The 19400-nt window shown below is 62.2% G+C and carries 20 protein-coding genes and 1 pseudogene; 12 read left to right on the top strand and 9 right to left on the bottom strand.

Going from position 1 to position 19400, the window contains the following annotated elements:
- Nucleotides 1-1194: a type II toxin-antitoxin system HipA family toxin gene (locus ACX80C_RS13855; protein WP_459327035.1), complete on the bottom strand. Its 1194-nt coding sequence runs from the start codon at nt 1192-1194 to the stop codon at nt 1-3.
- Nucleotides 1194-1487, bottom strand: a complete 294-nt coding sequence (locus tag ACX80C_RS13850; protein ID WP_459327034.1) for a helix-turn-helix transcriptional regulator — start codon at nt 1485-1487, stop codon at nt 1194-1196. The genes ACX80C_RS13855 and ACX80C_RS13850 overlap by 1 nt, the downstream gene beginning before the upstream one ends.
- A 122-nt stretch (nt 1488-1609) precedes the next feature.
- Here ACX80C_RS13850 and ACX80C_RS13845 point away from each other — a divergent pair, with 122 nt between their 5' ends.
- Nucleotides 1610-1966 carry a hypothetical protein gene (locus ACX80C_RS13845; RefSeq protein WP_459327033.1) on the top strand — a complete coding sequence of 119 codons (357 nt, stop codon included), beginning with the start codon at nt 1610-1612 and terminating at the stop codon, nt 1964-1966.
- Here the strand turns inward: ACX80C_RS13845 and ACX80C_RS13840 are convergent.
- From ACX80C_RS13840 to ACX80C_RS13825, 4 genes and pseudogenes are all read right to left on the bottom strand, one after another.
- Nucleotides 1963-3327, bottom strand: a complete 1365-nt coding sequence (locus ACX80C_RS13840; RefSeq protein WP_459327032.1) for an MFS transporter — start codon at nt 3325-3327, stop codon at nt 1963-1965. The two genes, ACX80C_RS13845 and ACX80C_RS13840, sit on opposite strands and share 4 nt — an antisense overlap.
- A gap of 107 nt (nt 3328-3434) precedes the next feature.
- Nucleotides 3435-3998, bottom strand: coding sequence for a DEAD/DEAH box helicase (locus ACX80C_RS13835; RefSeq protein ID WP_459327125.1), 564 nt, complete (start codon nt 3996-3998; stop codon nt 3435-3437).
- 45 nt (nt 3999-4043) lie between these two features.
- A pseudogene (locus ACX80C_RS13830) lies at nt 4044-5081 on the bottom strand (DEAD/DEAH box helicase); the annotation flags it as partial.
- 350 nt (nt 5082-5431) lie between these two features.
- Complete coding sequence (locus ACX80C_RS13825; RefSeq protein ID WP_459327031.1) at nt 5432-6286, bottom strand: hypothetical protein; 855 nt, start codon at nt 6284-6286, stop codon at nt 5432-5434.
- Nucleotides 6287-7008: 722 nt separating this feature from the next.
- Between ACX80C_RS13825 and ACX80C_RS13820 the strand changes: the two genes are divergently transcribed.
- Both ACX80C_RS13820 and ACX80C_RS13815 read left to right on the top strand, forming a co-directional pair.
- Nucleotides 7009-7260 (top strand): type II toxin-antitoxin system Phd/YefM family antitoxin, encoded by a 252-nt coding sequence (locus ACX80C_RS13820; RefSeq protein WP_459327030.1) that lies wholly within the window; start codon nt 7009-7011, stop codon nt 7258-7260.
- The gene (locus tag ACX80C_RS13815) at nt 7257-7517 is read left to right on the top strand and encodes a Txe/YoeB family addiction module toxin (protein WP_459327029.1); all 261 of its coding nucleotides are present in this window, start codon (nt 7257-7259) and stop codon (nt 7515-7517) included. Before ACX80C_RS13820 ends, ACX80C_RS13815 begins: the two co-directional genes overlap by 4 nt.
- A gap of 216 nt (nt 7518-7733) precedes the next feature.
- Here the strand turns inward: ACX80C_RS13815 and ACX80C_RS13810 are convergent, their stop codons facing one another.
- A complete protein-coding gene (locus ACX80C_RS13810; protein ID WP_459327028.1) occupies nt 7734-8063 on the bottom strand; it encodes a hypothetical protein in 330 nt (109 codons plus the stop codon).
- Between the two features lie 271 nt (nt 8064-8334).
- On the opposite strand from ACX80C_RS13810, the gene ACX80C_RS13805 reads away from it, so the two are divergent.
- The 5 genes from ACX80C_RS13805 to map all read left to right on the top strand — a co-directional run bounded on the left by ACX80C_RS13805 (nt 8335) and on the right by map (nt 15052).
- Nucleotides 8335-9039, top strand: a complete 705-nt coding sequence (locus ACX80C_RS13805; protein WP_459327027.1) for an HAD family hydrolase — start codon at nt 8335-8337, stop codon at nt 9037-9039.
- Entirely contained in the window at nt 9036-9785 is a 750-nt protein-coding gene (locus ACX80C_RS13800) for a maleylpyruvate isomerase family mycothiol-dependent enzyme (RefSeq protein WP_459327026.1), read from the top strand. The genes ACX80C_RS13805 and ACX80C_RS13800 overlap by 4 nt, the downstream gene beginning before the upstream one ends.
- A 141-nt stretch (nt 9786-9926) precedes the next feature.
- A complete protein-coding gene (locus ACX80C_RS13795) occupies nt 9927-10628 on the top strand; it encodes an endonuclease/exonuclease/phosphatase family protein (protein ID WP_459327124.1) in 702 nt (233 codons plus the stop codon).
- 72 nt (nt 10629-10700) lie between these two features.
- Complete coding sequence (locus tag ACX80C_RS13790; protein ID WP_459327025.1) at nt 10701-14237, top strand: TM0106 family RecB-like putative nuclease; 3537 nt, start codon at nt 10701-10703, stop codon at nt 14235-14237.
- A 50-nt stretch (nt 14238-14287) separates the two neighbouring features.
- On the top strand, nt 14288-15052 hold the full coding sequence (map, locus tag ACX80C_RS13785; RefSeq protein WP_459327024.1) for a type I methionyl aminopeptidase: 765 nt from the start codon (nt 14288-14290) through the stop codon (nt 15050-15052).
- Between the two features lie 25 nt (nt 15053-15077).
- Here the strand turns inward: map and ACX80C_RS13780 are convergent, their stop codons facing one another.
- Nucleotides 15078-15728: an SDR family oxidoreductase gene (locus ACX80C_RS13780; RefSeq protein ID WP_459327023.1), complete on the bottom strand. Its 651-nt coding sequence runs from the start codon at nt 15726-15728 to the stop codon at nt 15078-15080.
- A 163-nt stretch (nt 15729-15891) separates the two neighbouring features.
- Between ACX80C_RS13780 and ACX80C_RS13775 the strand changes: the two genes are divergently transcribed.
- Nucleotides 15892-16746 (top strand): zinc metalloprotease, encoded by an 855-nt coding sequence (locus tag ACX80C_RS13775; protein WP_459327022.1) that lies wholly within the window; start codon nt 15892-15894, stop codon nt 16744-16746.
- A gap of 40 nt (nt 16747-16786) precedes the next feature.
- Here the strand turns inward: ACX80C_RS13775 and ACX80C_RS13770 are convergent, their stop codons facing one another.
- On the bottom strand, nt 16787-17809 hold the full coding sequence (locus ACX80C_RS13770; RefSeq protein WP_459327021.1) for a copper resistance D family protein: 1023 nt from the start codon (nt 17807-17809) through the stop codon (nt 16787-16789).
- A 104-nt stretch (nt 17810-17913) separates the two neighbouring features.
- On the opposite strand from ACX80C_RS13770, the gene ACX80C_RS13765 reads away from it, so the two are divergent.
- Genes ACX80C_RS13765 through ACX80C_RS13755 form a run of 3 tightly spaced genes read left to right on the top strand, consistent with a single transcriptional unit; the run spans nt 17914 to nt 19149 of the window.
- Nucleotides 17914-18180 (top strand): type II toxin-antitoxin system Phd/YefM family antitoxin, encoded by a 267-nt coding sequence (locus tag ACX80C_RS13765; RefSeq protein ID WP_459327020.1) that lies wholly within the window; start codon nt 17914-17916, stop codon nt 18178-18180.
- Complete coding sequence (locus ACX80C_RS13760; RefSeq protein WP_459327019.1) at nt 18177-18596, top strand: type II toxin-antitoxin system VapC family toxin; 420 nt, start codon at nt 18177-18179, stop codon at nt 18594-18596. Before ACX80C_RS13765 ends, ACX80C_RS13760 begins: the two co-directional genes overlap by 4 nt.
- Before the next feature lie 10 nt (nt 18597-18606).
- The gene (locus ACX80C_RS13755; protein ID WP_459327018.1) at nt 18607-19149 is read left to right on the top strand and encodes a GNAT family N-acetyltransferase; all 543 of its coding nucleotides are present in this window, start codon (nt 18607-18609) and stop codon (nt 19147-19149) included.
- Nucleotides 19150-19400: the final 251 nt, after the last annotated feature.

Here is a 19400-nt window from a genome sequence, read left to right as displayed (position 1 = left end):
TCAGCTGGCCAATTCAAGACACCGGAATCGCAACTCCCGCTTCGCTCCGTTGATAGGCGATCCGCTGAAGGGAAGCTCGTCGAGGTCGACTGATTGCGCTGCCGTAAGCGCGAGCGCGTTCGCAGCCTGTACCGCGCGCTCAGGTAGTTCGAGCTCAGCGGCGAATCCTGCCCAATGCTTTGCCTTCAGGTTCTTGACCTTGCCTGCAACGGGGAGAGCCAGGGTGTCGTCACCGTAGACCAGCGTGCACGGAATGTCGTAAATGGGTGCTATCTCGAACACGCCGCTCTCATTCCCGAGCACGGAAACGTTCTTTGCGTGCAGGTCACCGTTACCCGTGAGCCAGGCGAAAACAAACTGCAAGTACAGATTGCGCCGGGCAACAACTGCCGCCTTGCAGACGCCCGAAAGCGCAAGCACCACCTCTTCCGCGTTCACGCCATACTTCGCGGCAGGCGGAAGGTTCAACACCTGAGCGCCGTCTTCCTGGGCGGAGCGATGTAGTCTCCCTGCCGTCCAGCTGCGATCGAATCGTTGAATCAGCAGTCCAGGCAGACCATTCCGGTCGGTCACGAGGAGGCTCTTGGCGATGGGCACCTTCAGCGCCTTCGCACCAGCCAGGTGCAGGAACTCGTTGCGAATCAGATGCGGGTACTCCGGAGGATTCAACTTCAGAATGAAACGCTCCCTTCGAAGCGACAGCGGAGCGGTAAGCATCGACGCGCTGCTTTTCGCCTGGACGCCCGGCAGAGCGTGCAGGTCCACCGCCTCGAAGAGTGATGCGAAGTCGGTGTCCTCGGGGTCCGATGCATCGGTCAAAACGTCCGGCTCACTGGGTATCTCGCCGCTTGGAACCACTTGCACATCGCCAGGCACGTCCGCACCCACAGCGAGAAGGAGGGTCAACTCATCGTCCAAGCTGGTCTTCACTGCTTTTCGTAGAAGTCTCAGGCGATAGCCCTCCGGCAGAAGCCCGGTGAAGAACGCAGGCAGGGCGCCCGCCGGTGTTTCGATCGGGCTCGCGGTCAACGGCAGCGTGGTTGCAATCGAAGCCCCGCCTGATCCGCAATAGATCGGATCATACGAGAAGCGTGTCCCCCCGTTAGACGTTCGCTCCAAGTATCCGGCAAGCACTCCATTTTTGTAGACGTCCGCCTTTCGAAAGAACCGGATATCTTGCAGATCTCTCACCATCAAGAAACCTCCAGGCGCAGACCAAGTACCTTCGCCGCCGCGATCACAGCAGCCAATGACGGATTTCCCGTCCCGGTCTCAATTGCCCGGATGGTGCGCTCCGAGACGCCCGAAAGATCCGCAAGATCTTCCTGCGTGATTCGGGCCTGCTTTCTTGCCGCGCGCATGCGCTCGCCAATCACTGAGGCGCTTTTCTCACTGCGGTTCACTCCGGCAGTATACTGCCGAAATTGCCTGATAAACGAGGAGTTACGGAGTCGATCAGGCTTAATCAGCATGAAGCTGCCGATCACGTCGGTGTGACTCCTGCTGTCCGCCTTCTTACCCAGGACCGGCAGCTTGCCGCCGATTCCGGCAGTCTCGGCGCGCCGCGCAGTGTCGGCGCGCCGCGTCGAGGTCCGCTTAAGCTATTCGAATGGAGTTTCTGCGCAACGTGCTGCTCGTCCTGCACTTCGTTGGCCTGGCCGCGATCCTCGGCGGCGTGCTTGCCCAGATCCGCAGCATGCGCACCGGCGGCGCCGTGGTGACGCCCGGGATTTTGCACGGCAGCTGGCTGCAACTGGTCACCGGGCTGGGGCTTGTCGGCGTCATCGAAGTAGGCGACCTGGCGGAAGTCGACAACCTCAAAATCGCGGTGAAGCTGCTGGTGATGGTCGCCGTCGTCGTACTGGCCTTTCTCAACCGGAAGAAGGACGCCGTGCCGTCCGCCATTCTCGGTATTATTGGCGGGCTGACGCTGCTGAACATCGTTGTGGCGGTGTTCTGGCGCTAGGCGCCGCGTACCGGGGAACCTTCCAGGTCCTCAAGCGACTTGCTCCTGGTATCAGGTGACAGGAGCGTAGCCACCGCCGCCACAAGGCAGATGCCGAACGTGGTCAGCCCGATGACCATCGGCACATTCGTGGAACCGGGCGGGGCGATCGCCGTGAAGATGCTCGGGAAGAATGACGCGATCATGAGCCCTACATTCTGCGACACCGCGAAACCTGTCACCCGGATGCGCATCGGGAACTGCTCCTGGAAGAACGTCGCGAAGGTCGCGTTCCACATCTGGAAAAGGAGCCCCTGCACAATCACGACGCACACGAAGACCAGCAGCAGACTCCGTTGCTCGATCGCCCACAGGTAACCACCTGCCAGCAAACCGCCACCGAGCCCGCCGGCCACCATCAGTGCGCGCCGGCCAATCCTGTCCGACAGTCCGCCGAATAGCGGAATGGTCAGTACGGCGACCACGTTCGCCACGAGGGTCACCCAGAGGAAATCATCGCTGGAGTACCCGATGCCGTAGCCGTCCTGCGTTGCGTAGGATACCCCGAAGATGAGCGTCGCCATACCGATGACGTTGGTGAACGTCATGATGACGCAGCGAAGCACCACCCACGGGTAGCTGCGCAACAGTTCGACCAGCGGGAACCGACGCTTCGTCCCGCCGCTGTCGGCCTGCGCCTGGTAGGCCGGAGGCTCCTGCACCCGCCTGCGAATGTAGTACCCGGCGAGGATCACGACGGCGCTGAGCAGGAACGGGATGCGCCAACCCCAGGTCTCGAACTGCTCATCGGGAAGGATGGCAGCGAGCGTAAGCAGCACACCGGTGGCCAGGATGGAACCAACCTGCGTGCCCTGAAGGCTGAAACTCGCGAAGAAGCCGCGCCTGGCATCCGGGGAATGCTCAACGATCATCGCGCTGGCGCCGCCGAGTTCACCCGCAACCGCGAACCCCTGGATCAGGCGGAGGACCACCAGCAACACCGGCGCGAGCAGGCCCACCTGCGCGTACGTCGGCAGGAGGCCGACGGCGAACGTCGCGAACCCCATCAGCAGCATCGCGACGACGAGCACGTGCTTGCGCCCGTGCCGGTCCCCGTACGCGCCGAGAACAACCGCGCCGACCGGACGGGCAACGTATCCCACGGCATAGGTGGCGAGGGAGGCGATGATCCCGACGGTCGGATTCTCGGACGGGAAGAAGATTGCCGGGAAGATGAGGGTCGCGGCGAGCCCGTACAACGCGAAGTCGTAATACTCGAGCGCGCTTCCGATCCATCCGCTCATCGCAGCTCTCCGCGGATCCCTCTGGCCGCCACCGGCCTGACGGACCGGACCGATATCTCCGGTGGTCGTTCTACTCATTGCTGATTTCCTTCGTCGCCATTGGCAAGGAGCCGGGTCTGCGCCCCGACTTATTGAATCGATTCAGAACAGCATAAGTGTTCCTTCGGGGTTCCGTCAAAGGCTCTCTACTCGAACAGGCTTCGCACGTCACTGGCTGTGAGGGCGGAGGAGAACATGGCGTCGTCGTCCATCACGGCGGTAAATAGCTTGGCCTTCTTCTCCTTCAACGCCATCACCTTCTCCTCGATGGTGTCCTTCGCCACCAGCCGGTAGACCATCACGTTGCGCTTCTGACCGATTCTGTGCGCGCGGTCCACCGCCTGATTTTCACTGGCCGGATTCCACCACGGGTCCAGCAGGAAACAATAATCTGCCTCGGCCAAGTTCAACCCGAATCCGCCCGCCTTGAGGCTGATCAGGAACACCGGCGCCCGTCCGGACTTGAACTTCTCCACCACCGAAGCGCGCCTGCGGGTCTTGCCGTCCAGATACGCGTACTCCATCCCTGCAGCCTCCAACCTCTCGGCCGCTTTGCCGAGAAAACCGGTGAACTGGCTGAAGATCAGTGCACGGTGCCCTTCAGCAATAATGTCTTCAAGCTGCTCGAAAAGGGCGTCCAACTTGCTTGACGGCACCGACGCATACTTCTCATCCACCAGCGATGCGTCCAAACTCAATCTGCGCAGCATCGTCAGGGACCGGAAAATTTCAAACCGGTTCTTGTTCATATCATCGAGCAGGCCGAGCACTTTCTGCCTCTCCCGTTGCAGATGCCGCTGATAGATTGTGCGATGCCGCGGAGCCAACTCAAGTTCCAGCACCTGCTCCTGCTTGGGTGGAAGATCCTTCGCCACCAACTCCTTTGTCCGTCTGGTTATCAGCGGACGGATCCGACGTCTCAGCTGTGCCAACCGCTCGCCGTCAGAGTCCTTTTCGATAGGCCTTTGGTAGTAGTCGACGAACTTTTTTGAACTGGGAAACAGTCCGGGAGCAGTGACTGCGAAAAGCGACCAGAGCTCCATCAGATTGTTCTCCATTGGCGTTCCGGTTATCGCGAGTTTGAAAGGTGCCGGAAAGTTACGGGCATTTTGGCTGCCCTTCGTCATCGGATTCTTCACGAACTGGGCCTCGTCCAGAATCAGTCCGGCCCACGTCTGCGCGGCGTATGCCTCGTAATCCAGCCGGAAGAGGGTGTAGGAGACAACGACGACGTCGTTGCCCGCCGCGAGTTCGGCCGGATCGGCACCACTACGACGCAGCGTATCCATCACCGCTTCCGCTCGCAGTAGGGGCGCGAATCAGTGCGCCTCGGCGGCCCAGTTCGGCACCACTGAGGTAGGAGCAACAACAAGGAACGGACTACCCTCCCCCGAGGTCCGTGCATGGGAGATCAGCGCAAGCGTCTGCAGCGTCTTGCCTAATCCCATGTCGTCAGCAAGGACGCCACCCAACCCGTGCTCCCAGAGGAAGGCCAGCCAACTAAATCCCTCCTGCTGGTAAGGACGCAGCGTCGCGTTGATCCCCTTCGGAACATCCCTGTCGGGAACCTCGGACAACTGAAGCAGGGCGGCAACCGATTCCCTCCACGACTCCGCCTGCTCCGCGACTGCCGCAAGGTCCGTGAATTCCTCCCAAAGACCGGCCTGGAATCGGCTGATCCTCAGCTCATCGTCATCTTTCTCCTGTAGTAACCGAGCCTCCTCGATGAGCTTTCGAAGTTGCTCGAACTCTGGTTGGTTTAGGGCGAAATAGCCGCCATCCGGTAGCAGCATGTGCCGCTCATCGAGGGCCAGCGCACGGAACAAGGCACCGAACGGAACGTCGATACCGCCCAATGAAACGCTGACGCCGAAGCCAAACCAGTCTCGTTCCTCGGTCTCCGTGGTGCTCACCGACACCATCGGCTGTTGGGTCAGTTCGGTGTACTCCGGGACGTCCTCGCTCTGCACAACCTGCAGGTGCTCCAGAGCAACGAGTTCCGGAATCAGTTCAGCCACGAAACGGGCTGCAGCCACTCCGCGCAGTTCGATCGGTTCAGACCTGCCCGGAAAGCCATCCACTGAGCGGGGAAAAGCCTCGAACCAGGCTGCACGGAAATTATCGAGCACACCGGCAACCGCCGTCAGAATCGCACTCTCTGCGGTGCGGTCGCGATAACCGTTGCTGCCGTCCGCAAGCGGGTGCGTCGTCGTCGTTCCCCGTGGGTGTACTCCCAGGACCAGGTCAGACGCACGAGACCGTTGCTGCCGACGGCGTCGAGGGAGCCACGGCGGGACGTTGACGGCGATGCGGGCACGTAGGTGACTTTGAGTACCAGTGTGGGCGGCAGGATCTCGGGAAGTTCAACGGAATTGTCGCGCGAGACAACGTTTACCTGTTGACGAAGTTGTGGGTAGTAGTCGGCGAGGAAGGCGTCACGTCCTGTCCCTGGAATCTTCAGCGGGTCTTGCGCGACGATCATGGGGCGAACGGCTTCGGGGACTTCAGCCGCGGTTGGAGCCAGTTCGATACTCTGGTGAGCGAGCGGCGCAGTGCCGTCCCACCAGAAGAGTCCATGCGCGGGCGAACCTATGAGACCCAGAGTCATCCGGTCCAGCATTTGCCCGTCAGCCTCGGCAATCGCGGCCAGCGTCATCCCCTGGTCCTCCGAGCTCACGTCCAGATGGACAGTGGCCGAATCGTGAAGGGTAACTTTGGCACCCTTCCCTGCTCCGACGAGCTCCACACCGGCTACACGAGCACGTTTCAGCAACTCCCACAAAAGCGGCGACCGGAAGTCATTAAGCCTCATCGGAGAGCCATAGCTGTGATACCGATGGCCCTGCTGGCTAAGCGCAGCGAACGTGCACATCCAGTCCCAGTGCACTTGGTTCAACTCTCCTGGCGAGTAGCCCACGTTGAAGGTCTCCCACCGCAGTTGACCCGTCACCCAGTTCCCCGCGGCACTCCGCTGCACGGGCTTCACATGCAGCTGCACGGTCCTAGGTGTTCTGGAAGTGCGTTGGGCATATTTCGTCTTGTAGTCGGCGCCCTCTCGCAACTCGAATAGCAGAGCAAGAGGTACCGCCTCACGTACGGAGGGGGAAGAATAGCCGCTTGCAGAGTAGGAGTTGCCCCGCTGAGTGCTGGATTTCACCAGCGCGTCCAACTGCCGTTGCCAGCCCGCCGATTGCGGCGATCTCGCCGCTGGTCGTTTCGACTCGGCTTTGGGCTGAACGGCAGCCTTTGCCTCCTTCTTCACCTTGGCCGGTTCGTCGGGCGATCCCGCATTGTGGGTAAGCAGCGCCGCGACATGCTTGCAGTTGCTTCGCATCGGGCAGGTACAAAGGCCGTACGAGGGTCCAGGAGTAAGGTCGGAAGTGGAGAACTTGACGGCTGTCCGGTAGGCAGAGCCCCGCGACCCTTGGACCTTCCCGCTCAACTCAGTGAACTTCTTGTTCCACGACAGGTCGTAGGCAGAACCCTTGCGGGCATAGGTGCTGCCACGCTTGAAGCTGGCGGGCCCCACAAGTTTGACGATCTGTTCCGGACTCGCGGTGGGAGGAGCAGCGAAAGCCATCGGACCAACAATACCGTGGCTTCCCGGGGTGGACGCTACAACCCATCTCACCCCGCACTGGGCGGTAGCGACATCAGTTCGGGGCGGGTACCAGCACAGGCATGTGCGAGGTACAATATTGCGTACGTGAGGAGCATGCAATGAAGACGATGACCTACTCCGAGTCCCGGGCAAACTACGCAGCAACGCTCGATTCTGTGCTCGACGACCGCGAAGAAGTCGTGATTACCCGTGCCGGAAAAGACCCGGTCGTGATCGTTTCGCTCGAGGACTACCAGTCCCTGAAGGAGACCGCTTACCTCCTTCGAAGCCCTGAAAATGCCCGGCGGCTGCTTAACGCGATCGAAAACCTTGAGCACGGTAGGGGTGCGGCACACGAGCTTGCCGAATGAAGCTGCTCTGGGATGAAACTGCCTGGGAAGACTACATCCGGTGGCAGACCGAGGACCGAAAGATCCTCAAACGCATCAACACTCTGATCCGGGATGTACAGCGAAACGGTAACGAAGGAATCGGCAAGCCGGAACCGCTGAAGCATGGCTTCCAGGGCTACTGGTCCCGACGAATAAATGATGAGCACCGGCTCGTCTACAAAATGATCGAGGGGGAGATTCGCATCGCCCAGTGCCGCTACCACTACAGCAGATGATTCAGTCGAAATCACTCCGCTCAGTCAGGTAGAGACGAAAGGGGCGAGAACTACAGTTTCTCTTCAGCCAACGCGCTCACCCATTCCGGCGTGGTGCGGCCGAGACGACGGTCGAGGACAACCCGGAGTTTGGCAGCTTCCACTTTCACGCGTCGTTCTGACCGTGTAAGAGGCGCATCATTTTGTTCGCAGGCTTCCTCTGCGGCGCGCAATCTATCAGCGTGTAGAGCCATGGCCGGTCTCCTCCGGTTCGTCCTGCTCTCCATTGTCTCCAACTTGTCTGAGGTCGTCCACAACCTCCCCAGGTTCCCCTATTCCACGCTCGAACAACGGTAGCTCATAGGTGAAGTTTTCATCGTTGTCTTCTTCGAGCTCTTCCTGCCACGCTGCGTCAAGGAGCATGATCTCTTCCTCCGTCAACCACTCAGCCTGGCTGAGTACCCGGATCATGGCGATACCGGCTGCCTGGCGCTCCGGAGTATCCGAGAATGCGGAGTCGAGAGCCCACTGCACCCTCTCCCACCACTGGTTCTTCTGATCGGCCAAAGCCCTTTGTTCCAGGTTCAATCGATCGGCTTCAACCTTCTGCTCCAGAGCCCGTCTGGAATGCGACCTCCAACCAATCCGCCCCTACCATGACACCGAGCGATGCCGAAAACACTCCCACCAAAACCATGCCCTCATCCTAGGAGCCGGGTCCCCCACAAATGAGCTGCCCGCTTGGATGGGTGGCATAACTCGACACCGGCATTCCTTCTGGGACAAGGTTGGCGGTACACCAAAGTTGGAACATGCACTTTTTGATTTAGGCGGCACCATGGCAGAACAACACGACGGCGGCGGCAAGCGCGGCGTCCTCTTCGACGTGGACGGAACCCTTGTCGACACCAACTACCTGCACACCGTCGCCTGGTGGCAGACCTTCCGCCGCTTCGGACACGACGTGCCGATGTCCGCCATCCACCGGACCATCGGGATGGGTGGCACCACCCTGATCGAGCATCTCCTTGGTACAGACCGCGAGACCGGCCAGGACGATGCGATCAAGGACACCCACGCCGCCCTCTTCTCAGCCCAGTGGCCGTCGCTTCGCGCGTTCGACGGCGCCCGCGACTTACTGCAGCACTGCGCGGACTCGGGTCTCGCCGTCGTACTCGCGACTTCCGCCTCGGAAGAAGAGCTGGCGGTACTTCAGGAAGTGCTCGACGCCGACGCCGCACTGACCGGCGCGACCAACGCCACCGACACCGGCATCAGCAAGCCCTCCCCCGACATCCTTGAGGCCGCCCTGGAAGCTGCGGGGCTGAATCCGGACGAGGCCGTATTCGTTGGCGACGCCGTGTGGGACGTGATCGCCGCGAACAAGCTCGGCATGCCCACTCTCGCCGTCACCACCGGCGGCACCAGCGAAGCTGAACTGCGCGACGCCGGGGCCTTGCGCGTTTTCGAGGACGTGCGGGAACTGCTGAACGCAATGCGCGCCGGGGACGTCCCGGAACTGATCAAGGGAGCCCTCCGGTGAAGCCCGCCTACCCGTACGCACTCCCCTACATCCGCTACCGGGAGCTCATGGAGAAGGACTTCTCGCGGCTGCTGGAGCTGACGCGTTCCGCTGAGGGCCGGCTCGCAGCGCAGGTCCCCGGCTGCCCTGAGTGGGACGTCGAGGCCCTCGTCCGGCACACGGCGCTGGTCTACCTCCAGAAAGCCGAAACCATCCGCACCGGGGTCAAGCCGCAGGGCCGCTGGGTTCCGGAGGAGATCCTGCAGCTTGGCCCGGTGGAGATCCTGGAGACGTGCTTCGGGCGGCTCAGCGAAGAGTTCGATTCCCACGAACCCGCCGACGTTGCCGAATCCTGGGTGGTTGAGGACCAGACCGTGGGGTTCTGGATCCGCCGGCTCGCCCATGAGACCGCAATCCACCGCTACGACATCGAAGCCGCGCTCGGTCGACCTCAGCCAATTGACGCCGACCTGGCGCTCGACGGAATCGATGAAGTACTGACGGTCATGCTCGGTCGCGGAACGGATACCGGCGGGTCGAAGACGGGAACCGTCGTCCTCGAAAGCGAGGGCTTCGCCTGGACCGCCTACCTGCAGCAGGACGGGGTGACCATCACCGGTGAGGGGATCGACTCCCCCGACGCCCACATCGCCGGCGAGCCCAACACCCTCCTGCTCTGGCTGTGGGGCCGGGAACCCCTACCCGACGACGGCGCGATCCAACCGACAGCAGCAGAATTACGACGGCGGCTGGCTGCGGACACCTAAACGCTATGGACAACATCCTGTCCACTAGGGGCTTTACCGAGCGGGATACTGCTCATTAGCAAGCCACCGGCGTCGGTCTTCCCGACCGGTGGTTAGACTGAACCTGCTTTCTGCCGTCCATGCATAAGGAGCACGGCCCTGATACGCACCATCAGCTACAACCTTCGCGAGCACAAGGCGAGCGGGGAGCTTGAGGCCCTCGTGTACGAGCACGAGGTTGACCTGCTGTGCCTGCAGGAATGCGATGCCTCTGACTTGCCCGACGTCGTCGGCGGCTTGCAGATGGCCACCGCCACCAAGGAAAACCGGCTGGGGCTCGCGATGTATTACCGGCGCGACCGGTTCGACATGGTGCGGGCGGACTCGTTCTCGCTGAAGAAGTCGCTCCATGACAGGGTCCTTACGCCGGCGCATGAGCGGCTGATCGGCGTGAAACTGCTGGACCTGGAGACGGACCATGAACTGGTTGCCGGGTCCTTCCACGCGGCCCCGCTGACGGCGTCGAACTCCTTGCGCCGCAAGCAGATCGACGCAGCGCACGCCGAGTTGCTGGAGATGGGCACCGGCCAGGCGACCCTCATGGTCGGCGACTTCAACTACCCGTTCTTCACGCAGCGGCTCACCGAACACATGAACGACGCCGGCTACGACCTCTCGCTCAGCGACCGCCGCACCTACACCCGCTACATGGTGTTCCGCGGGCACTTCGATTTCGCCACCTCACGCGGGCTGAAGATCCAGAAAGTGGAGACCCTGCCGCGCGGTGGCTCGGACCATTTGCCCATTCTGGTGCTCGCGGACTACCTCGCTCCGAACGATCAGTTGCCTACGGCGGACGAGTAAATCCGGTCTCGCCGGCGAATTGTCACCGGCACATGATTCGATGGTTCCAACGCGAAATCCACGGAAGGCGCCATGTTCCTGCTCGAATCGACAACCCCCAACGCCGAGCCTGATCTTGTCTTCTCCGCGACGAACCTGGTCAACGCCTCGGTGTGCGAGTACCGGACCCTGCGCGTCCTCGACGAGAAGCTGGGCCGCAGCACCAAACCAGAGTTCGACGTCGACGAGATGCTTGAGCGCACCGCCCAGCTTGGCGACGTCCACGAACGCAGGATTCTGGACCGCTTCCTTGCCGAGCACGGCGAGTGGGATCCCACGCGGGGAACAGGAGTGTACGACGTCGTTCCCGCCGCAGGCATGGAGCGCTCGCTGCTGCTTCAGAAGCACTCGGAGTCGGTTGAGGCGTTGCGTAGCGGCGCGGATGTTGTGTTCCAGGCGGCGTTCTTTGACGGACAGTTCCATGGGCGGTCCGACTTCCTGGTGAAGATCGACGGCGCGTACGCCGTCTGGGATACGAAGCTCGCCCGGCACGCGAAGGTTGGCGCGCTGCTGCAGCTCGCCGCCTACGGTGACCAGATGCTGAAGGCAGGGATTGAGCCGGCACCGCTTGTGACGCTCGTGCTCGGGAACGAGCAGCACAGCGACCACCGGCTTGCGGACTTGTTGCCGGTATACCGCGAGCGTCGGGACCGGTTCCTTGCCCTGGTTGGGGACCATCGCGCGCAGCCGGATCCGGTGATGTGGGGTGGGAATTCTTACGCGGCTTGTGGACGGTGTGAGTATTGCCAACTCATGGTTGAAGAGACCCGTGACCTGCTGCTGGTCGGGCGGATGAGCACCACCCGCCGGGCAAAGTTGCATCAGGAGAACATCCGCACCATTGACGAGCTGGCTGCCCTCGACCCAGCCGCAGAAGATGAGAGCTTGCGCCCCCTCATCGATCAGGCGCGCATGCAAACCGGTGTGGCGGATGTCGACGGGAGCGTCGAATACCGGAACAAGCACGGGGAAACTCAGACCCTCAGTTACCGGGTTCTGGAAGAGAACTCGCTGGCCAACCTGCCGGCACCCGACGAGGGCGATATCTTCTTCGACTTCGAAGGCGACCCGTTGTGGCAGGATCCACTGACCGGCCGGTGGGGCATTGAATACCTGTTCGGCGTGGTCGAGAACCCTCCTTCGCCGGACGCCGAGCCGCCCTTCGTTCCGTTCTGGGCGCACAACCGCGCGGAGGAGCGCCAGGCTTTCGCGAGCTTCCTCTACTACGTCGCCGAGCGCCGTCGTCGTTATCCCAACCTGCACATCTACCATTACGCGGCCTACGAGAAATCGGCCCTGCGGAACCTGTCCCTTATTCACCTCATCGGCGAGGAGTCCGTAGATACGCTCCTCCGAGAGGGCGTGCTGGTGGACCTCTATGAGACCGTCCGGACGAGCCTGCGAATTTCCGACCGGTCCTACAGCATCAAGAAGCTCGAGCCGCTGTACATGGGAGATAACCTGCGGTCGGGGGACGTGACCGACGCCGGCGCCTCGGTGGTCGCCTACGCGCAGTACTGCGAGGCGAGGGACAGCGGGAACACTGAGAAAGCCGCCGAGATCCTCGCCGGGATCAGCGATTACAACCAGTACGACTGCCTCTCCACGCTCGAACTCCGGAACTGGCTGCTCGGGCTGGCGTCAGCGCGGAACATCGCGCTCGCGCAGCCTCGGGAACCGAAGGTGGACAAGTCCGAACCTCCGTCACCTGAGGAACAGTTGCTGCTGGACCATGTGACTTCACTGCCGACCAACCGTGCGCTGACCAAAGATGAGCACGCAATCGCCATGGTCGCTGCGGCAGTGGGCTACCACCGGCGCGAGGACAAGCAGTATTGGTGGGAACACTTCGACCGCCTCGGATCCCCGCTGGAAGACTGGTCCGACACCCGTGACGTTTTCGCCGTCCGGCGTGCAACCGTCCTCGAAGATTGGACGAAACCGAACGCGCGCAGCAACCACGTGCGGGTGCTGGATCTCTGCGGCATTGCGTCGGAAGGCTCGGAGTTCAAGCCAGGCAGCACCTGGTTCCGGATGTACGGCGAACCGCTGCCGGAGGGCCTCGAACCGTTCGATGGGAAGGTCGGCGGCCGGGAGGGCTGGTTCGGCACCGAAGTCACCGACACCTACGCTGACCGCGACGGCGAGCACCTCGTCATCCGCGAAAAGCTCAAGCGCGGGGGCGAGGCCTACGAGCAGACTCCAATGGCGCTCACTCCTGACCGGCCGATCTCCACCAAGTCCATTCGTGCAGCCCTCGCCGAGCTCGCTCAGCAGGTGGGTGCGTCTCTCCCGGGGCTGCCGAGGAATCCCGGGCTGGACATCCTCCGCCGCGCGAATCCCAACCTGACGGGCGGCGCCAGCCTTCCCGAACTGCTCGACCACGACTACGTTTCAGCGATCACCGCAGCAGTCCGGCTGCTGGACCGCTCCTACCTTGCCGTCCAGGGCCCTCCCGGCACCGGCAAAACGTATGTCGGCTCCCACGTCGTCGCCGCGCTGGTGGCGGCTGGTTGGAAGGTCGGCGTGGTGGCGCAGTCCCACGCCGTCGTCGAGAACATGTTGAGGGCAGCCTTGAAAGCCGGCGTTCCGCCGCATCAGGTTGCGAAAAAGACAGACGATCCGGATGCGCCGTGGACTTACAAGACCGACGACGACGTCGCCTCCCTCCTCGACGGCGCTGACGGCGTATTGGTGGGCGGCACCGCCTGGACGATGACGGGGAGCAAGGTCCCGCCGTCGTCGCTCGACCTGCTGGTGATTGACGAAGCCGGGCAGTTCTCGTTGGCGAACACGCTGGCGGTCTCGCGGGCTGCGAAGCGGCTGCTGCTGCTCGGCGACCCGCAGCAACTGCCCCAGGTGACGCAGGCAAACCACCCGGAGCCGGTCGATGAGTCCGCGCTGGGCTGGTTGTCGCAGGGTGATGCCACACTCCGGCCGGAGCGAGGGTATTTCCTCGCGGACAGTTGGCGCATGCATCCCGAGCTGTGCCGGGCGGTCTCGCGCTTGGCCTATGACGACAAACTGGAGTCCGCAGTTATCGCCACGAAGCGGGTGCTTGACGGTGTGCCCGCCGGCGTCGAGTGCGTGCTCGTCGATCACACGGGGAACAAGAGCGCTTCCTCGGAGGAAGCCGAGGAGGTAGTGCGGCAGGTGCAGCAGCACGTTGGCCTTCGTTGGGACGATGCTTCCGCCGAGCCTCGTCCGCTCACCGATGCAGATGTGCTCGTGGTCGCTGCCTACAACGCTCAGGTTCAGCTGATCCGGCGGAAGCTCAAGGACGCTGGGCTCACCGGAACCCGGGTAGGCACAGTGGACAAGTTCCAGGGCCAGGAAGCACCCGTGGTGATTGTGTCGATGGCTTGCTCGGCTGCATCGGAAGCACCGCGCGGCATCCAGTTCCTGCTCAACCGCAACCGGATCAATGTGGCGATCTCGCGTGGGCAGTGGCGGGCGGTCATCGTCCGCTCCCCGGAGTTGACGCAGCACATGCCGGCGCGGCCTGAGCAGTTGGAGGAACTGGGGGCGTTCATCGGGCTGTGCTCAAGCAGCGAGGGAGCCCAGGTTTAGGACGCCGAGCGTTCGCCGGGATAGTTTGTGGCCAGATTGGAAGGAATCCTGTGATCGAAATCTTGAACACGTCCGAACTTGAACGGGCAGCCGCCACCGGGAAGCTGGTCTCAAAGATCCTGAAAACACTGAAGAGCAGAGCCGCCGTCGGTACGAACCTGTTGGAGATTGACCAGTGGACCTCCGACTTCATTCGCGAAGCCGGAGCACGCTCGTGCTACGTCGACTACTCCCCCTCGTTCGGTCGGGGACCCTTCGGGCATTACATCTGCACATCGGTCAACGACGCGGTGCTTCACGGTCGGCCGCACAACTACACACTCAAGGACGGAGACCTCCTTTCGCTGGATCTCGCGGTTTCGCTCGGAGGCATCGTTGCGGATTCAGCGATGAGCTTCATCGTCGGAAACTCCTCATCCCCCTCCGACCTCGCGATGATCAATGCGACTGAACGCGCACTTCAGGCGGGAATCGCAGCAGCCACCCCGGAAGCCCGTATCGGGGACATTTCACACGCTATCGGTTCGGTGCTGACCGATGCGGGGTACCTCACCAATACCGAGTTCGGAGGCCACGGAGTCGGATCGACCATGCACCAGGACCCCCATATTCCCAACACCGGCCGCCCCGGACGCGGGTACCGCCTTCGTCCGGGGCTGCTGCTGGCGATCGAGCCGTGGGTGATGGCAGACACCGCCGAACTCATCACTGACGCAGATGGCTGGACGTTGAAGAGCACTACAGGTGCGCGGACCGCTCACAGCGAACACACCATCGCGATAACGAAGGACGGTCCGGTAATCCTCACCCAGTGAGGACTACAGCGCCCCGACGGCGTGGTTACGCAACCTCGACTGCTTCAGGGATAGGCGTGGTGCCGGTGTTGAACTGGATGAACTTCCCCACGCTGCCTGGATTGCTCAGCACGACGGCAGCGACCTGGGCGACGTCCTCGCGGGCTACCGAGTCCTGCTCCGGTTCGGTCGATACCTCGATCTTCCCTGTCCCAGGGTCGGTGGTGAGCGCACCCGGCCCAAGAATGGTCCAGGAAAGGTCCGTCCCACGAAGATGGTCGTCAGCTGCTGCCTTAGCCTCCGCATAGTGGAAGAATCCGTTGTCCTCCGGAACGCCGTGGTCCTTCCGCGCACCGAGGTAGGACACCATGACATAGCGGTCAACACCCGCTTCTTTCGCCGCATCCATCGAACGGATAGCGGCATCACGGTCAATCGCGTAAGTGTCCTCCGGACTGCTGCCGGCAGCACCGGCAGACCATACGACGGCGTCGTGCCCGCGCAGGACATCAGCCAATTCGCTGGCAGAAAGCTGGGTCACATCCGCAACAGCAGGCTGGGCGCCGGTCGACTCCACATCCGCCCAATGGTCCGGGTTGCGGAAGATCGAACTTACCTCATGCCCTCCCCCAGTCAGGATGCGGGCCAGCTGAAGCGCGACCTTCCCATGGCCTCCGATGATGGCAATACGCGACATGACAACTCCTCTTCGTTGGTGTTCTTCTGCCAACGCGATGAGTTCACTCCCCATTCCGTGCGGCAGTCAGGAGCGGACGAAGAGGATTCCTTTCAGGAATTTCTGACAGGATTGGCTTTCTGGCACAGCAGGCCAGGGCATCCAGTATGAGAAGTGAAGGCACATGGGAGTTTGGGAAGGCGAGGATCCGAATCGCCTACGCGCCCGCCGTCGTCGTACTCGGTCTTCTGCTTTCAAGCTCCGTGTCCGCACCGGTGTGCTCATCGCGTTTGTCGCTGCACTGTATCTGTCGCCAACCGTCTTCGAGCGGGATATTCTGCCGGATGTTCTGCCGTACCTGCCGGGGTCCAATGTGCCGGCGCGGGGCGTTGACGCAGCAGACGCGCCGTTGGGAGCGCCTCCGCCGTCGACCGGATCCTCGCAGTACGCGCTGTACTCCTACCCGGATCTGGCACAGGACTTCGTCGCCTATGATCCGTGCCGTCCAGTTCACTACGTCGTTCGCCCGGACAACGCGCCTGCGGGAACCGAGGGTCTGATCGAGGAGGCCGTCGCGGAAATTTCCGCGGCGACCGGGCTTCAGTTCGTGTACAGCGGCTCCACCACTGAACCGCCGAGTGAAGGAGAGCGAGACCCATATCAGCCCGAGCTCTACGGCGAACGATGGGCACCGATCCTGATCACGTGGACGAACCCAACCGAGATTCCGGCACTCGAAGGGGCGGTTGCTGGGTTCGGAGGCAGCCAGATTGCACAGCGGCCGGGGAAACCCGTTGTCTATGTAGCGGGTCAGGCCATGCTCGATGCGCCGGACCTTGCGACGATGCTGCTTTTCCCCGGCGGACGCGAGCAGGTCAAGGCCATCATTGTGCATGAACTGGCGCACGTTGTCGGGTTGGACCACGTGGATGATCCCAACGAGCTGATGTATGAGCGCAGTGTAAGGACGTCGCTCGGCGACGGCGACCGCGCGGGGCTGGCGATCCTCGGAACCGGACCGTGCGTGCCGGGGCTCTAACTGCGAAACCTGCTTCGTGTTTGTCCGCTGCAGCCGGCAGCTAGAAGGCGACCGGCGGATCCAGCCGCACGAGCGCAACGGCGAGCCCGTACGCCACGCCCATAATGAACACCTCGCCCGCGGCAAGTTGCAGGAACGTTCGCCCGGTGAAGCTGTCCTGCGCCAACAGCCGACGCCTGTGCAGCACACCGAACACGATCAGCCCGATGAACGCTACGGTCTTTGCAAGCAGAACCGTCCCGTACAACGATCCGGGAAGCAGCGCCAGACTCTCGACGCGCACCACTGCACTCACAGCACCGCTCACGCCAACCACCACAGCGCAGATCAGCGCCAGCCTGCTGAACCTCGCAACCGTGGGGCGCAGGAGGTTCGGATGCGCGTGCGCCAGCCAGCCGAGCCCGGCCAGGCCACCAACCCACAATGACGCCGCCCCGATGTGCCCCGTCATGCTGAACATCGCCGCACCGTGCCCGGACTCCGATGCCGAGTGGCCGCCGAGCCCCATTGTCGTGGTCCCCGCAATCACCAGGACCAGCCCCATCCGCAGCGGAACCGCGGTCCGGGCCAGATACGCGAGGACCGCCCCGAGGATCAGCAGGCTCACCTGCGCCACCAGCGCCCGGCCGGAGGCCAGCTCATTCAGGAAAGCGCCCAGATCACTGAGGTCCGCGCCTTTGAAAGGGCCCGAGCCGATCACATCGAAATAGGTCCAGAACAGGAGGAGAACACAGGCGAGTGCTGCGATCACCGCCGCAGCGCAGCCTTGCCGCCCGAGCCTTTGTGCCTCAGCGGACAGCTCCTCAGCCGAAAGCTCCTCTGAAGCCGCCGGAAGCAGCACCCCGACGCAGAGGAGCGCTACGGCCGTAAGAGTTGTCAGGTGCACCAGCACCCGCACAAGCGGCAACGTCCACCCGATGAAGGTGGCGCCGCCGTCGTCGGAAATCAACAGAATCAGAACGGGCACAAGGACAGCCACGAGCGCGGCCGCAGCAACCGCAGTCGGCCACGAACCGCGCGACTGCGCCCGAACGCCGGCGCCGGATCCCCGAGCTAACTGCATCGCAACCTTTCCACGTCCTACTGCGATAGTAAGCGCAACGGGTGATTCGTAGACTCATTCCATCCTGAGTTGCTACACTTGCTACACATGCGCAAGGAGTACTTATGACAACAATTCCGCACCGCGAACTGCGCAACCAAAGCAGCAAAATTCTGGAGCGTGTCAAGAATGGCGAAACCATAGATGTCACAAATAACGGAGAGATAGCAGCTACCCTCATCCCTCCGGCAACCTCGCCACTCGAACGGGCACTTCTTGCCGGCCACGCTAAGCCAGCCACTACAGGGCCGATCGATTTCAATGCCATCCCGCGAGTCAAGAGCACCTCAACCAGTTCAGAGATCCTCGCCGACGTGCGCGGTGATCGATGATCATTTACGTCGACACTTCGGCCGCCTTAAAGCTTCTCGTCGACGAACCAGAGTCCGAGCATGTCGGCAAGTACCTGACAACTGCGGTATCCAGCGGCGCCCGTCCCGTGGCTTCGATGCTGCTGCACACGGAACTACACTGCGCTGCTGCACGTCGCGCCCGCCTTCCGGCAGCGTCTATCAACACGGTATTGAACAGGATTACGCTCGTCGATGTGACGCGAGCAGATCTCATGTACGCTGCCGCGCTTCCCGGCAGCCTGCGGAGCGCGGACGCCATCCATCTGGCCACAGCGATTCGCCTCGAATGCGATCAGCTTATTGCGTATGATCTCGAACTCAATGAGGCTGCAACCAGGGCTGGGATCACGGTAGTTGCGCCCACAGACCAGCGTGGTGAAGAGCCAAAGCGCTAACCTTGCTTCCGTGACCGTTTCCATCAACCACGCCACCGCGAACGACGCCGGCCAGCTCGCCATCCTCGCCAGCATCACCTTCCCGCTCGCGTGCCCGCCGACCTCGCACCCGGAAGACATCCGGCAGTACGTTGCCACCGAGTTGTCGGAACAGAAATTCGCCCAGCACATCGCCGATCCCACCAAGATCCTGCTGTGCCTGCGCGAAGACGGCCATCTGCTGGGCTGGAGCATGCTCGTCGAAGGACTCCCGCAGGATGAGCATGTGCGCTCCTGCCTCTCCATTTTCCCCACCATCGAGCTGAGCAAGTTCTACCTGCACCCTTCGCACCACGGCCAGGGCGCGGCGTCGAAACTCATGCACGCATCCCTCGATATCGCCGGAAAAGGTAACGACGCCCACGGCATGTGGCTGGGTACCAATGACCAGAACGCCCGTGCCATCCGCTTCTACGAAAAGCACGGCTTCACGAAGGTAGGAACCAAGACGTTCAAGCTTGGCAGGAACGTCGAATCCGATTTCGTCCTGGAGCGCTCACTCCTGGCCGCATAGGCACAGGGGACTTATGGTCCTTGTCGGAAAGTGCAGGCAGCATGCATTGTGCTCTCAACGCCTGCGATGCCTGCAGTGCAGGCGGTTCTCAAAACGACAACCGCCCCCTAAGCTTCCTGAGTAGCACGGCGTACACGCGGCTAGTGTCCTGCGCCGTAAATTAGTTCTATAAGTTGTAGAATGGGGTATGCCACGAACCGGTCGCCCCAAAGCCGAACTGACACTGACTGATGATGAACGCCAGACCCTGA

The organism is Arthrobacter tecti (assembly GCF_054511355.1).
This window is presented reverse-complemented; position numbering and strand designations above follow the sequence as displayed.

Coding starts and splice junctions, on each gene's coding strand:
- ACX80C_RS13835 (WP_459327125.1), bottom strand. CDS start 3,998: ATGCTGCGCAGATTGAGTTTGGACGCATCGCTGGTGGATGAGAAGTAT.
- ACX80C_RS13780 (WP_459327023.1), bottom strand. CDS start 15,728: ATGTCGCGTATTGCCATCATCGGAGGCCATGGGAAGGTCGCGCTTCAG.
- ACX80C_RS13770 (WP_459327021.1), bottom strand. CDS start 17,809: ATGCAGTTAGCTCGGGGATCCGGCGCCGGCGTTCGGGCGCAGTCGCGC.
- ACX80C_RS13775 (WP_459327022.1), top strand. CDS start 15,892: ATGGGAGTTTGGGAAGGCGAGGATCCGAATCGCCTACGCGCCCGCCGT.
- ACX80C_RS13805 (WP_459327027.1), top strand. CDS start 8,335: ATGGCAGAACAACACGACGGCGGCGGCAAGCGCGGCGTCCTCTTCGAC.
- ACX80C_RS13815 (WP_459327029.1), top strand. CDS start 7,257: ATGAAGCTGCTCTGGGATGAAACTGCCTGGGAAGACTACATCCGGTGG.
- ACX80C_RS13845 (WP_459327033.1), top strand. CDS start 1,610: ATGGAGTTTCTGCGCAACGTGCTGCTCGTCCTGCACTTCGTTGGCCTG.
- ACX80C_RS13820 (WP_459327030.1), top strand. CDS start 7,009: ATGAAGACGATGACCTACTCCGAGTCCCGGGCAAACTACGCAGCAACG.
- ACX80C_RS13760 (WP_459327019.1), top strand. CDS start 18,177: ATGATCATTTACGTCGACACTTCGGCCGCCTTAAAGCTTCTCGTCGAC.
- ACX80C_RS13790 (WP_459327025.1), top strand. CDS start 10,701: ATGTTCCTGCTCGAATCGACAACCCCCAACGCCGAGCCTGATCTTGTC.
- ACX80C_RS13855 (WP_459327035.1), bottom strand. CDS start 1,194: ATGGTGAGAGATCTGCAAGATATCCGGTTCTTTCGAAAGGCGGACGTC.
- ACX80C_RS13840 (WP_459327032.1), bottom strand. CDS start 3,327: ATGAGTAGAACGACCACCGGAGATATCGGTCCGGTCCGTCAGGCCGGT.
- ACX80C_RS13765 (WP_459327020.1), top strand. CDS start 17,914: ATGACAACAATTCCGCACCGCGAACTGCGCAACCAAAGCAGCAAAATT.